Source organism: Blautia sp. AM28-27 (genome assembly GCF_003480905.1).
Lineage (GTDB): Bacteria > Bacillota > Clostridia > Lachnospirales > Lachnospiraceae > Fusicatenibacter > Fusicatenibacter saccharivorans.
Genome location: NZ_QUJK01000002.1, coordinates 431,618 through 446,714, shown reverse-complemented (window position 1 = coordinate 446,714; position 15,097 = coordinate 431,618). Strand labels below are relative to the sequence as shown.

Sequence of the window (15,097 nt, the reverse complement as noted above, 5' to 3'; positions counted from 1 at the left end):
TCCGGAAGCCACAACTTTTTTAATTTACAGAAAATTTCAACGAAGTTTCCTGTAAACTATGAGAAACACGCTCCGCGAGTTTCTCAAGTTATCGCGGCAGTCGCCAAGGTCTCGTGCAAGCACGGACTTTGGCTCGTTGCTCGCGTAAATCAAAAAAAGCGGCACCGGAACCTTTTTTCTGGTTCCGGGCCACTTTTTCTTTCCTGTCCACTATAGGGCAACTAAAATCAATGCAATGATAAAGATCAGGAGAATCACGGCAAGTACAGCAAATCCGTACAGCGCGCCCTGCTTGCATGCTTTGTAGTTGTGATAGTATTGTTTCTTTTTGTATACCATCGCTGCGATGATACCGATGATCGGGAAGAAGAACGACAGCACTTTGTACCAGACGCTTCCGGTATCGTGAACCGGAGTTTTCAGGAATTCATCTTCTGCCTTGGAAAGATGAACCTCGTGGTTCTCCTCTTTTACTTCCTCGCCAGGCTTTCGGATGGTGATCGGCTGCAGCGGCTCTCCCTTCTCACGGAGTGCCTTATACTCTTCGATCTCTTTTTTATTTCCATATACAAAATGATTGTGTCCGATGTCCACGAATTCCGGTTTGTCCACGGAATAATCGTGAATGGACGGGTCATAGGTGTACAGCACCTTATTCTTCTCGAGCTGCGGATCCGGAATCGGGATCGCAGAGATCAGGGAATGGGTGTATGGATGCAGCGGGAAGTTGAACAGCTCCTCTGCGTCCGCAACCTCTACGATATTTCCTTTGTAGATAACACCGATACGGTCGGAAATGAACCGTACGATGGAAAGGTCATGGGCGATAAACAGATAAGTAACCTGTTTTTCTCTCTGGAATTTCTTCAGCAGATTGAGGACCTGGGCACGGATCGATACGTCCAGTGCGGAGATCGGCTCATCGGCTACAACCAGCTCCGGCTCCATAACCATGGCACGGGCCAGACCGATACGCTGGCGCTGTCCGCCGGAGAACTCATGTGGGTAACGGGTCAGGTGCTCTGGCAGAAGACCAACCTCGTTGATCATGTTCTCTACCTTTTTCACACGGTCTGCCTCGTTCTCGTACAGATGGAAGTTGTAAAGACCCTCGGATACGATATAATCGACCGTCGCACGCTCATTTAACGATGCGGCCGGATCCTGGAATACCATCTGAATGTTTCGGATAACCTCCCGGTCCAGGGAATGCGGAATCTTACCGGAAATTTTAACGCCCTTATACAGGATCTCTCCTGCGGAACACGGGTTGACACGAATGACCGCACGGCCGATCGTTGTCTTTCCGGAACCGGACTCGCCTACGAGGGAGAAGGTCTCTCCCTTGTAGATGTCAAAAGAAGCATTTTTTACCGCTTTGACTGCGTCATCGCCCTTGCCGAAAGTGATATCTACATTTTTTACCTGCAGTAAGATTTCTCTTCCATTTTCGTCAATCGGACCATGCTCCGGCAGATGCGAAACAGTGGTCTTGCTTTCCTGCTTTGTAGACACTTTCAAACTCTCCTATAAGTTATATGCTTTTAACAGTTTTTCGTGAATATTCTGAATAGCTTCCGGTTTTTCTGTCTTCGGCGCTCTCGGATCCAGCAGCCATGTCTTGGCATAGTGGGTATCCGTTACCTTGAACATCGGCGGCTCCTCCAGAGTATCAATCTTCAGACAGTACTGGTTACGCGGTGCAAACGGGTCTCCGATAATCTTATTGTACAGAGACGGCGGCGTACCGGTAATGGAAAACAGCTTTGTATTCCGCTCCGCAAGCTGCGGCAGGGAAGAAAGCAGCGCCCAGGTGTACGGATGGCGCGGATCGTAGAACAGCTCTTCTACGTTCGCAAACTCGATGATCTGTCCTGCGTACAGAACGGCAACACGGTCTGCGATATTCGCTACGACACCAAGGTCGTGGGTAATAAACACGATGGTGTAGTTGTACTCTTTCTGAAGATCCTTGATCAGCTTCAGGATCTGTGCCTGAATCGTAACGTCCAGCGCAGTTGTCGGCTCATCGCAGATGAGGATCTTCGGACGGCAGGAAAGTGCAATCGCAATAACGATACGCTGTCTCATACCGCCGGAATACTGGAACGGATAATCATCGAAACGCTGCTCTGCGTTCGGAATACCAACCTTTTCCATCAGCTCAAGCGCCTGTGCTCTTGCTTCCACCTCGCTGACATTCTGATGCTTCATGATAACAGACGTAATCTGTTTTCCGATTGTGATGATCGGGTTCAGGGAAGTCATCGGATCCTGGAATACGGTTGCAATTTTCTTACCGCGGATCTGGCCCCAGTCATTCGGATCCTGGATTTTTGCCAGGTTAATGATACAGGTTCCATGAAGCCGCTCCGGTGTCTCATCCAGATAGCGTACACGGAAAGTTGCCTGGTCGAAAACGCTGTTCCGTTTCTGCTCGTCATTCAGATCCACACCGCGTTCCATCGCAGCTTTGAATGCCTCGTGCAGCTTCTTGATCATGCGAACCTTTTTACGCAGTTTATAACGTCCGACAGAAAGATAGATCTCTTTGGCAAGAATCTCGTTTCTCTTTCTCGTCTCGTCCGTAATTTCTTTTGCTGTCAGGCCGGCGTACTCTTTTTTGTACTCTGCCATTTTTGCCTCATACGCCTGATTGTATGCCGTATCGTTCATGGCAGCCTGTTTGTGAGCCTTGATTTTTTCCTCTTTTGCTTTCTGCAGAGCCTTAATCTCTCCATCCAGTCTGGAAATCTCCGCGGATGTCTCTTTGACTTTCGCTTTTTCTTTGGAAGTATCGAGTGTCTGCTTATAGTTGAAAAGTTCGGTTCTCTTTATTACAAGTTCCTTGATTTCAGCCTCTGCTTTCTCGCGCTCTTCCTCGCTCAGCGTCATTTTTTCTTCTTTTTCCTGCTCCAGCGCCTTCATTTTCAGAAATACTTCTGAACCATATTCCAGTTTGGAATACTCGTTCAGTTTTTCCAGGGTAGAAGCGATGGTCTTTTTCGCATAAGAATTCAGCGGAACAACCGTATCACTCAGTTCGTCATCATTGAAAATGATATCTCCCTGATCGATGAAACCGTTGCTGTCCAGCATACCCGCAAACGCTTTCGTGAATACGGATTTACCGGCACCGGATTCTCCTACGATAGCAATGGACTCATTCTCGTAAATATCCAGCGTTACGCCCCGGATTGCCGTCAGGATACGGCCGCGGACACGGAATTTTACCTGTAAGTCCTTAATCGATAATAATACTTTTTTATCTTCCATGCGGCTTTCCTTCCTACATATGTGTTCTCGGGTCGGACGCATCTCCAAGGTTCTGTCCAACTACATATAATACTACGGTGATGATTGAAGCGACAACAACCGGACTCCAGAATTCGAATCCCCATCCCGGTGTCAGCATGGCGCCCTCAGCCTCATAGATCAGTCTTCCCAGAGACATGTCAGAAAGTCCCATACCGATGTAAGCCAGGAACACCTCGTAAGAGATGTAGGACGGAATCTCAGTTGCCGCCAGAGTAACAATGACAGATGTCATAAACGGGAGAATATTCTTCATCGCAATGCGGAAAATCGAAGTTCCAAGACATTTTGATGCCAGATTATACTCTCTGTCACGGATGATAACGACCTGCGTACGGATAAAGTACGCGATGGCAAGCCATCCGGTAACGGTCAGTGCAAATACCATGGTCCAGAAGCTCGGAGAAAAAATAAGCACCAGGACGGAGATCAGAAGTACATACGGAATATTTCCGATGATGTTGTAAACCTCCATCATGAAGACATCAACCTTCTTCGAAAATCCCCAGACAGATCCGACAATCACACCAATCGAAAGGTTGATGAGCGCACAGATAAACGCCAGGGAAACTGAAATTCTGGAACCAAACCAGACAGCGTCAAATGTCGACTGTCCGGAAGCACCGGATCCTAAAATCCAGTGAATATTGAATCCAAGCTGCTGCAATGCTTTGCCTGGAGACAGATGTTTTGTCGCGCCGTTCATCAGATTGGCGAAACGGTCGTACTCCACAAAGAGCGGATACACATACGTCATCAGCAGAATCACACCCAGGAGGCAAAGTACGGCAATATTGATTTTTTTCTTAAAAAATACGCGGAACACGGAATGCCAGTAGGAATATCTCGGAGCCGTAATTTTCTCAGACTCCAGAGAGCTGTTATCTACAGGAGAAAACAGTTCTTCCTCAGACAGACCGAATTTATCTAAATCATAATTCATAAGTCCCTACCTGTCTTTCGTTGAGAATGAGATTCGCGGATCCACCATGGACATCAAAACGTCGCCCAGGATGATGGAAATCACGGAGAGCACTGCGTAGAACAGTGTAACACCTACGATAACACCATTATCATATTTGCTGATTGCTTCGGTCAGCAGATTACCGGCACCTGGTACTACGTACACACGCTCGGTGATGATGGCGCCGGTCAGTGCGAACAGTACGCTCGCCGGAACACCCTGCACGATCGGAATCGCTGCGTTCTTCAAAATGTGTTTCGTAAAGATTTCTCCCTCTGTCAGTCCACCGGATCTTGCGAATTTTACGTAATCGGAGTTCATCTGGTCGATCATGTATCGACGCAGCCATTTCATCAGGTTTGCCACCTGCGGCAGTGCCAGGGAAACGATCGGCAGAATATACATCAGCTTGCTCTTCGAATCCATGTCAAAGGTGGTCGGCAGACCCATTTTTCCTCCGATTGCCTTAAACAGGAAAATATAGGCCAGTGAAGGTACTGCTATAATGAATACAATATAGATGGTTCCAAGCTGGTCAACCAGTTTGTCTTTCTTTCTCGCCATCAGAATGCCAAGCGGCACTGCGATGAGATAGGAAAGAATTACGGCAATGATACCGATTACAAAGGAATAGCCGATTTTTGATTTACCACTCTTAACTGTATCCACGTTGGTATAGTCATCTGTGAACCGATCGGAATGAACAGCGCTTGCATCCTGAGATTCGCTCATATACGTTGCGCTGTGCAGATCGTCTGCACTGTATTCCACCAGACCGCTTGGGTAGGTAATCTCCGATTTTACGTAGGATCCCTGCGCGCGGGTCATGGTCAGTGCTACATCCACACCCTCATTTACGGAATAGGACTTTCCTAAATTTATGGTGATTATATTCTGATGGAAGTATGGGAATTTTGAGTCAAAGTACATCAAGTACTTGTGTGTTGTGCCATTTCCCATGATGGCCGGTGAAAATTTCTTTCCCCCATATACCGGATCGTGTAAGGTAAATGTAATCCCCCTCTTACCTTCTACCTTTGCAGCATCGTGAATGCTGTCGATGTCAATCAAACCGGAAAAATATTTTCCGAGACGCGTTGCAAGCGGAATATCCCTGTATGCAAACAGCTGCTGCTGTCCGCCGTTGGCATATTTTTTCTTACCCATCATGATCGCATCGTATCTTCTTACGGTGTAACCTTTTGCTTTATAATAAGCTGTAAATTTTTTTACATATTCAGATACCAGTTCTGAATCCTGGTCTTTCGTTCTTCCGAATGCTACTGCTTTGGATCTCGTATCCTCGTCAATTTCGCCTTTTGCTTTGAGAGCGTTCAAATAATCTGCATAGGTTACATAATCAAGATATCCGTATGTCTCCCACTTCTGATATTTGTACACCTTTTTCTGGTTATTGCTCTGATGGGAATAGGTGGCGTCCTGTGCGAAAATCAGATTTCGGTCCATCAGAGAATAAATCATAGTCATAACGCATCCAACAACGATTACTACGGAAACAAGGCCATGCAACAAACGCTTAAAAAGATATTTTGTCATATTCTCTCATTCCTTAACACAATATGACAGGGGAATGGCTTTTTTTGTTCCCATCCCCCTGCCGGTTTATTCATTGGCTTTCAACTGTTCTGATCTTTCCAATTTTACCTTTTCCAAAATTAGAAGATACCGAAACATTTGGTCATGTATCCTTCGTAGTCCGGAAGCATGGTATCCAGGTAAGAGCACGGATCACCAAAGTCCGGACCCCATCCGGAGACATCGTATACGTCGTAGTTTGCTTCATAACCATAGTTTGCATAGTATCCTGCATAGTACCATCCATCCAGGTCTACGGCATCAACCAGATTGATCACAACTTTTCCGCCAAGGGCAGCCTCTACTGATTTCTTGTAGGAGTTTGCTTTGTTGGTGTAAACTTCTACTGCAGACGGATATGGATATTCCATCTGGATCGGGTTGCTCTCATCGATGGTGATGCCCTCTTCTGCGAGCTCCTCGATTGCGGTATTCAGTTCTTCTACTGCGTTTTCCGGATTGTACCATCCATCAAAGCCATCGCTGGTCTTGTTTTCGGCATCCCATACTTTGATCTTCACGCCGTCGGCGTCGATCTGTTTCTGTACGATTTCACCATAGTAGGTGCCTGCCGGGAAGGTTGTGTCGGTTCCGTTGATCTGAATGGTAGTGTCTTTTGACAGGCTTACGAAATATCCCGGGGTAAAGGTATTTCTAAGGGAAGTATACTTCAGATCCTCGCCAACCTGCTGTGCATTGTAAGCGCCACGATCTGCTGCAAAGCTGATCGCTCTTCTGAAGTGAACGTTCTGCAGTGCTTTGTTCGTTCTCTGGATTTCTTCGTCAGACTTTGTACTCTTTGCTGTTGTTCCGTCGTTGGCATTTGCAGTCGCAGTACGGTTGATATTGTAGAATGCCATGAAAGAAGTAGCATCGGTATCTGAAACTACTGCGTACTGGTCGTACAGACCTTCGGATTTTGCTGTCTCCATAGTGGAGGTGTTCAGGTTTACATAGTCAACGGTACCTGCTTTTGCATCTGTGTACATTTTGGTAACATCAGACTGGTCATTGAACAGCCAGGTCAGGGTTTTAATGTTTACGTTGTCTTTGTTCCAGTAAGAATCGCTCAGTTTAAATACGATGGTATTTTTCGCTGTAGCGTTGGTTACCAGGTACGGTCCGCAGTATGCGATCGAGTTGGAATCTTTTCCGTACTGATAATCTGCTGCGGAGGAATCGTACTCAGCACCAAATTTACCGCCCTGGGACTGATAGTAGCTTCTGCTCATCGGCATGAAGATGGTGTAGCCAAGCATGGTCATGAAGTAGCTGCATGGCTCTTCCAGTGTGTACTCTACGGTATAGTCATCAACAGCTTTTACACCAACCTCGTCGAAATCGGTAACTTCACGGCTGATGTACTGGGATACGTTTTTGATCACGCCCTGTACCAGGTATTCCAGACCGCCCTGTGCATCACACATATGCTGCATTCCGGCCACGAAGTCATCTGCTTTTACAGTATCCACTTCACGTCCCTGGGAATCGGTCCATTTTACATCTTTACGAAGGTGGAAGGTATAGGTCAGTCCGTCATCAGATACTTCATAGGATTCTGCCAGTGCCGGCTGCAGAGTTCCCTCTACATCGTACTCCATCAGTCCGTCATAGGTATTGATGATCGCATCGGTATCTGCCGCACGGGAAGTTGCAAGTCCGTCCCATGTTACCGGATCGCTCGCATACGGCATGGAGAAGCTGTCTTTTAAGGTGTAACCTTTTCCTGCCAGATATTCTTTTACCCAGCTCTCATAGGTTCCTGTTCCTTTAAGCTCATCCCATTTTGCTCTCATCTCGTTGTAATCTTCTGCCTTGATAAAGTCAGTTGTTACAACATACTGATGATAACGGTCCTTATCGCTTCCCCAAAGGGTATAGTCCTTGGTGCGCGGAGCCATTCTGTACATCGCGTACGTACCACCTCTTGAGGTGAGCGGGTACATCATGGCGGACTCCATCAGTTTTCCCTCGGCAACTGCCATCAGGGCATATCTCTCATCCACCGTTTCTGCTTCCTTTGCAGTAGCAAGTGCATCGTTGAAATCGCCCAGTGCCTCGTTATAGAGCTCTGTGCTGGTCTCGTCGTATCCTTCCGGCATTTCGGACTCCTCTGCCTCGGCTTCGCTCTCACTGCTTGCAGATGCGCTTGCATTGCTTTCGGAAGATGCGCTGCTGCTTACGCTTACACTCTCATCCGCCGGATCAGAACTTCCGCTGCCGGAATTTCCACAGGCAACCAGGCTTGCAGTCATACTCATAACAAGTAATGCGCTTACAATTTTTCTTTTCATAATTTCTTCCTAACTCCTTTCATGGATTCGCGTTGTTTTTGCATCATCCGGACATTTACCGGAACGGCTTCGCCATTCCACCGTTTTTCATTTTGGCACTTTACCACATCAAAACGAATAGTACAAAAAGGAGATGCGTCCAACAAGATTTGTTTTCTTCATCCCTCATGCCCGTACATTTGTCCGTTTGTCCAAAAACAACTGGGTTCATTATAACCAGAACTCTCTCTGTTTGTCAATATCCGATGCAGGAGAAAAGTGTATAAACTGCATTTAAAGTCATCAAAATCCTCTATTTTCCTCTTTTTGGGTATTGTTCTGATGCTGTTTTTCTATTTTCCTGTATTCTTCGGTTTTAGAATAAAAAAAGATTACACAAATAATTGTTTCTTTCCATTTGCGTTCTGCAGCACTGTCTTTTTGTATTTGTTTCAGATTTTGCTCCGGGAAAGAATCCTGCCGGACGCAAAAACAGACTTCTGAAAATCACATTTCTTCTTATTTAAGAGCGTCATACTGTTTTTTACTTTCGTTTTTTACTTTCGTTTTTTACTTTCGTTTCCTTCTTTTACAAAGCAAAGCCTTCCATGAAGACCGCTCACACCGAAATCACTTTCTTGTTACTGTTCACTCCGTTCTCAGTAACACGCTTCGCGATGCACAGAATTTATGCTAACCGCATAAATTCGCGCTGTATGTCTCGGGATTTTGGCATATTCATGCCAAAACGCCTCGCGGGATAGTAGCGTGTGAACAGTAACACTTTCTTACTTTTTGTCTTCGACAGTCTCCGGACTATTGACAGCAAAAAAAAATCCTGCTAATATTAATTTTAATAAGGAACCAGTGCAGTACACGGAAAACAGGCACCGCACGCGGCGTCTCTGATATCCTTGTCGGATACAGCAGACGCTTTTTTGCTTTCTTGTGTATCATCACTTCTGCATCCGTATCCGCACGAAAAGAAAAAAGGAGACTTCTTTTATGTATCTTTATAATTCTGCAACCCATAAAAAAGCTGAATTCCTGACACACACACCGGGCCGTGTAGAAATGTACACCTGCGGACCTACCGTTTATCATTTTGCGCACATCGGAAACCTGCGCAGTTATATTATGGAGGATGTCCTGGAAAAGGCACTCCGCTATGAAGGCTACGACGTCAACCGTGTCATGAACATCACCGATGTCGGCCATTTAAGCTCCGATGCGGACACCGGCGAGGACAAGATGGTCAAAGGTGCAAAGCGCGAGCACAAAACAGTCATGGAAATCGCACAGTATTACACCGATGCATTCTTTGCGGATTGCAAAAAGCTGAACATCAAGCGCCCGGATGTCGTACAGCCGGCAACGGGATGCATTGACGAATATATCAAAATCATTGAAAAACTGATGGACACCGGCTACGCTTACTTTGCCGGCGGAAATGTTTACTTTGACACCAGCCGTCTCGACCACTACTACGTATTCAACGATCACGACGAGGATGACCTCGCGGTCGGTGTGCGTGAGGGCGTAGAGGAAGATACAAACAAACGCAACAAAAATGATTTCGTTCTCTGGTTTACGAAATCCAAATTTGAGAACCAGGCCTTGAAATGGGATTCCCCGTGGGGCGTCGGTTATCCGGGATGGCACATCGAGTGCTCCGGTATCTCCATGAAATACAATGGCGAATACCTTGACCTGCACTGCGGCGGCGTAGACAATGCATTCCCGCACCACACAAACGAGATCGCACAGTCCGAAAGCTACCTTGGCCACGCCTGGTGCCCGCAGTGGTTCCATGTGCATCACCTGAATACATCGACTGGAAAGATGTCGAAATCGAAAGGTGAGTTTTTAACCGTTTCTCTTCTTGAGGAAAAAGGTTATGATCCTCTCGTCTACCGTTTCTTCTGCCTCCAGTCCCATTACCGTAAGGCGCTTGTCTTCACCTGGGAAAACCTGGACAACGCCAAAATTGCCTACGACAAGCTGATCGCCCGCATCGCCGCTTTAGACCCGAAAGACGGACCGGCCGAGGAAGCTTCTATGACTGCTTTAAAAGAGAAATTCCAGAAAGCGCTCGATGCCGACCTCAACACCTCGCTTGCCATCACAACGCTGTACGATGTGTTAAAAGCAGACATGCATGATGTTGCAAAGCTGGCGCTTCTCGACAGTTTCGATCAGGTACTCGGTCTTTCCCTTCTCGCTCATGCAGATGCGAAGAGAAAGGAGGCTGCAAAGACAACTTCTGCTTCCACCGCGTCCGGCTATCAGATTACCGGTGAAGGAGATCCGGAAATTGATGCGCTCGTTCTGAAACGATATGAGGCAAAAAAAGCCAAAAACTTTGCAGAAGCAGATAAAATCCGCGATGACCTGAAAGCCCAGGGCATTGAAGTTGCTGATGTACGCGGCGGAGCCGTCTGGAAACGGATCTGATCTGCACGAAAGAGGAACTCTGATTTTCTTCTTCATTTCCTACGAAGGAAACAGGGAATTTCATGTGCTGAAAGCAACAACCGACCAGTATATTACCTGTGAAAACGCGGCTGCACTTTCTATTAAACTTCTTCCAAAGAGAACTGCTCTGATGCGGCAGTTCTCTTTTTTATGCTTTTTCACCTGCTGCTTGCGGCTTCCTTCGGATGCATGGCATCGAAAAAAAGACGGCATCCATTTTCCGGATACCGCCTTTTTTGTTTCTTTCGGATGGCTGTTTCTTTATTTAATAATACGAACCCTTAATACGCCGTCTACTGCTTCCAGCGCTTTTACGATCTCTTCTGTTGCTTCGCTTTCCAGATCCATCATTGTGTAAGCGTAATCGCCTTTACCTTTGTTTGTCATGTCGCTGATGTTGACACCGGCGTTACCCATAACGGTGGTAAATGCACCCAGCATACCAGGAATATTCTTATGGCAGATGGTCACACGGCCTGCTCCTGTGCATACACCCATATCACAGTTCGGGAAGTTGACGGAGTTTTTGATGTTTCCGTTCTCCAGGAAATCACGGATTTCTTTAACCGCCATGACAGCACAGTTATCTTCGGATTCTTTGGTCGATGCTCCAAGATGCGGAGTAACGATGGTTCCCTCTGCGCCGACTACCTTCGGGTTTGCAAAGTCAGTCACATATTTTTTCATTTTTCCGGCCTTTAATGCTTCCAGAACAGCATCCTCATCAACCAGGAGGTCTCTTGCATAGTTCAGAAGAACCACGCCGTCTTTCATCTCATCGATCGCTGCCTTGTTAATCATACCTTTTGTGCTGTCCATCAGCGGAACATGGATGGTGATATAATCGCAGGTACGGTAGATATCTTCTACATTCTGGATGTGATGGATGTCACGGGACAGATTCCATGCCGCATCGACAGAAATGTACGGATCGTATCCGTATACTTCCATGCCAAGATGGGTTGCTGCATTTGCTACAAGCTGACCGATCGCGCCAAGTCCGATGATACCGAGCTTCTTTCCGCTGATCTCACAGCCGGCAAATTTCTTTTTCTGTTTTTCTGCTGTCTTTGCAATGTCGCCGTCTTCTTTGTCGCTCTTCACCCACTCAATACCGCCTGCGATATCGCGGGATGCAAGCAGCATGCCGGCAAGCACCAGCTCTTTGACGCCATTTGCATTGGCTCCCGGTGTGTTGAATACAACGATACCCTGCTCTGCGCAGTCGGCAAGCGGAATGTTGTTGACACCGGCTCCTGCTCTTGCTACGGCAAGAAGACTTTTCGGCAGCTCCATACCGTGCATGGCTGCACTTCTGACGAGAACCGCATCGGCTCCCTCCAGGCTTTCACTCTGCTGATAGTTTTCATTAAAATTTACAAGGCCTACGCCTGCAATCGGATTTAAGCAATGATACTGAAACATTAGAGATTTTCCTCCTCGAACTTTTTCATGAAGGCTACGAGTGCTTCTACACCTTCTTTCGGCATTGCATTGTAGATACTTGCACGCATACCGCCGACGGTACGGTGACCTTTCAGGTTCTCAAGTCCGGCTTCTTTGGACTCTTTGACGAATTTGGCATCCAGATCTGCATTTCCGGTGATAAACGGAACGTTCATTAGAGAACGGTCTTCCGGTACAACGGTTCCTTTGAAGAGCTTGCTCTGATCCAGGAAATCATACAGCAGTTTTGCTTTTTCTTCGTTGCGCTGTTTCATGACTTCCAGTCCGCCCATTTTCTTCAGCCATTTGAACACTTTGCCGCACATGTAGATGCAGTAGCAGTTCGGCGTGTTATACAGAGAGCCTGCGTCTGCATGCGTTTTGAATTTCATCATGGTCGGTGCTCCCGGCAGGACATTGTCGGTAATCAGATCGTCACGGACAATGGAGATGACCATTCCGGCAGGTCCGATGTTTTTCTGGACACCGCCGTAGATGATGCCGTAATCGGAGACATTAACAGGTTCGGAGAGGAAACAGGAGGAGACATCTGCCACCAGGGTTTTGCCCTTGGTATTCGGCAGTTTTTTGTATTTGGTTCCGTAAATGGTGTTGTTTTCACAGATATAAACATAATCGGCATCCGGGCTGATCGGAAGATCGCTGCAGTCCGGGATGTAGGAAAATGTTTTATCCTCAGAGGAGGCAATTTTGTTTGCCTTTCCGTATTTCTGTGCTTCTGCGTATGCTTTCTTTGCCCACTGGCCCGTTACGATGTAATCAGCGACACCGTTTTTCATCAGGTTCATCGGAATCATGGAAAACTGCAGGGAGGCACCGCCCTGAAGAAACAGAACTTTGTAATTTGACGGGATTCCCATCAGGTCACGAAGATCTGCTTCTGCCTCATCGATGATGTTCTGGAATACTTTGGAACGGTGGCTCATCTCCATGACGGACATGCCGCATCCACGGTAATCCAGCATTTCCTCCTGGGCTTCTTTCAACACTTCCTCTGGCAGAACCGCCGGTCCTGCGGAAAAATTATAGACTCTGCTCATTTTTTTGTCCTCCTGTTTCTCTTACTGCTTTATATTACTTGGAAACCACCGTTTCTATACCGGTGGTTTCCATTGTAATCTTATGTATTTCCTTTACATCTTTTCTTACAAGTCTGCAATTCATATGGTAATACGGTATTGCTTTACCACGTTGAAACTATGATACCCCTTTGTCAGAAATCTGTCAATCCTTTTCTTGCTCCTTTTTTGCCAGATCCTCCGCATCGAAAACATCCTCGATCGGTGCTCCGGCCGGAACCATCGGGAATACCTTCTCATCACAGTCAATCCACACATCGATCAGCGCCGGTTTTCCGCTCTCGATTGCTGCACGGATCGCCGGACCCATCTCCTCTTTTTTTGTCACACGGATTCCCTTTACACCGAGCGCCTCGGCAACCTTCACAAAGTCTGCCTGATCCTGCAGAACCGTGTTGGAATACCGCTTTCCGTAGAACAGAGTCTGCCACTGGCGCACCATACCGAGCACGTGGTTATTGACAACAACCTCAATGACCGGAATGTTATGTCTGGAAAGGGTTGCCAGCTCGTTCATGTTCATACGGAAGCAGCCGTCTCCTGCGATGTTGATGACAACCTTGTCCGGGCGTCCCATTTTTGCACCCATCGCTGCTCCAAGACCAAAGCCCATCGTTCCAAGACCGCCTGATGTCAGAAGCGTTCTCGGCTTCGTATAGCGGTAATACTGTGCCGCCCACATCTGGTGCTGGCCGACATCCGTTGTGATAATTGCCTGTCCGTCCGTTGCCTTATAGATCTCCTCGATCACATACGGTCCGGTAAGCCCCTCTTCATGCTTTAACGGGTATTTTTCTTTCATTTCCCTGATCTTTGCAATCCACTCATCATGGTGCATCGGCTCCAGCTTCGCATTCAGCCGTTTTAAGACCTCTTTGACGTCTCCGATGATGCTCGACTCGACAACAACATTCTTGTTGATTTCTGCCGCATCCACATCGATCTGAACGATTTTTGCGTTATTGGCAAATTTTGCGGCATTTCCGGTGACGCGGTCGGAGAATCTTGCGCCGAGCACGATCAGCAGATCGCACTTTGTCACGCCGTAGTTCGATGTTTTCGTTCCGTGCATACCGAGCATGCCGGTGTACAGCTCATCCGTTCCCGGGAACGCACCTTTTCCCATCAGGGTGTCGCAGACCGGTGCCTGGATGCGGTGTGCCAGTTCGCGCACTTCCTCGGACGAGCCGGAGATGATACTGCCGCCGCCCACGAAAATATACGGGCGTTTCGACTCCTGAATCAGGGATACGACGTGATCCAGGCCTTCTTCTGTAATTCTCTCAGTAAACGGTTCAATTTTTTCCGGAGTCTTCGGCTCATACTCATACGTTGCCGCTGTGACATCTTTTGTAATATCGACCAGAACCGGGCCCGGTCTTCCGCTCTTTGCGATCGTAAACGCACGGCGCAGCGTATCTGCAAGAACGGTGATATCTTTTACAATCACACTGTATTTTGTGATCGGCATTGCGACACCCGCAATGTCAATCTCCTGAAAGCTGTCTTTTCCAAGCAGTGCCTTTCCTACGTTGCAGGTAATCGCTACCATCGGTGTAGAATCCATGTAGGCGGTTGCAATTCCGGTGACAAGATTCGTTGCGCCCGGGCCGCTTGTAGCCATGCAGACGCCTGTTTTTCCGGTAGCACGCGCATATCCGTCTGCCGCATGCGCAGCACCCTGTTCGTGTGAGGTCAGGATATGGTGGATTTCCGGATGACGGTAAAGTTCATCATAGATATTTAAAATGGTTCCGCCCGGATAGCCGAACACGGTATCCACACCCTGCTCCTTCAGGCACTCGATAACAATCTGTGATCCAGTTAATTCCATGTCTGTATGATTCCTTCCTTATGTTTTTCGCTTTGTGTATGAAATCTGTTTATGAAATCAGCCATCCGAGAAAAAGCGCGTTCGGACGGCTGAT

General features: G+C 47.3%; 9 protein-coding genes. 1 reads left to right on the top strand and 8 read right to left on the bottom strand.

Annotated features, from left to right (window positions below):
* Window positions 1-210: 210 nt before the first annotated feature.
* The 5 genes from DW743_RS06185 to DW743_RS06165 form a co-directional block, all read right to left on the bottom strand.
* The gene (locus tag DW743_RS06185; RefSeq protein WP_270423095.1) at window positions 211-1,515 is read right to left on the bottom strand and encodes an ATP-binding cassette domain-containing protein; all 1,305 of its coding nucleotides are present in this window, start codon (window positions 1,513-1,515) and stop codon (window positions 211-213) included.
* 12 nt (window positions 1,516-1,527) lie between these two features.
* Window positions 1,528-3,276, bottom strand: a complete 1,749-nt coding sequence (gene oppD / locus DW743_RS06180) for an oligopeptide ABC transporter ATP-binding protein OppD (RefSeq protein ID WP_117509189.1) — start codon at window positions 3,274-3,276, stop codon at window positions 1,528-1,530.
* 13 nt (window positions 3,277-3,289) lie between these two features.
* Window positions 3,290-4,258, bottom strand: a complete 969-nt coding sequence (locus DW743_RS06175) for an ABC transporter permease (protein ID WP_055228618.1) — start codon at window positions 4,256-4,258, stop codon at window positions 3,290-3,292.
* Window positions 4,259-4,264: 6 nt separating this feature from the next.
* Window positions 4,265-5,836 (bottom strand): ABC transporter permease, encoded by a 1,572-nt coding sequence (locus DW743_RS06170; protein ID WP_117509190.1) that lies wholly within the window; start codon window positions 5,834-5,836, stop codon window positions 4,265-4,267.
* A 119-nt stretch (window positions 5,837-5,955) separates the two neighbouring features.
* Window positions 5,956-8,169 carry an ABC transporter substrate-binding protein gene (locus DW743_RS06165; protein ID WP_117509191.1) on the bottom strand — a complete coding sequence of 738 codons (2,214 nt, stop codon included), beginning with the start codon at window positions 8,167-8,169 and terminating at the stop codon, window positions 5,956-5,958.
* A gap of 984 nt (window positions 8,170-9,153) precedes the next feature.
* On the opposite strand from DW743_RS06165, the gene cysS reads away from it, so the two are divergent.
* On the top strand, window positions 9,154-10,602 hold the full coding sequence (gene cysS, locus DW743_RS06160) for a cysteine--tRNA ligase (RefSeq protein ID WP_117509192.1): 1,449 nt from the start codon (window positions 9,154-9,156) through the stop codon (window positions 10,600-10,602).
* Between the two features lie 282 nt (window positions 10,603-10,884).
* Here cysS and DW743_RS06155 read toward each other — a convergent pair whose 3' ends face one another.
* From DW743_RS06155 to ilvB, 3 genes are all read right to left on the bottom strand, one after another.
* Complete coding sequence (locus DW743_RS06155) at window positions 10,885-12,048, bottom strand: phosphoglycerate dehydrogenase (protein WP_117509193.1); 1,164 nt, start codon at window positions 12,046-12,048, stop codon at window positions 10,885-10,887.
* The gene (serC, locus tag DW743_RS06150; protein WP_117509194.1) at window positions 12,048-13,130 is read right to left on the bottom strand and encodes a 3-phosphoserine/phosphohydroxythreonine transaminase; all 1,083 of its coding nucleotides are present in this window, start codon (window positions 13,128-13,130) and stop codon (window positions 12,048-12,050) included. The genes DW743_RS06155 and serC overlap by 1 nt, the downstream gene beginning before the upstream one ends.
* Window positions 13,131-13,314: 184 nt before the next feature.
* Window positions 13,315-15,003 carry a biosynthetic-type acetolactate synthase large subunit gene (ilvB, locus tag DW743_RS06145; RefSeq protein WP_117509195.1) on the bottom strand — a complete coding sequence of 563 codons (1,689 nt, stop codon included), beginning with the start codon at window positions 15,001-15,003 and terminating at the stop codon, window positions 13,315-13,317.
* Between the last annotated feature and the right edge of the window lie 94 nt (window positions 15,004-15,097).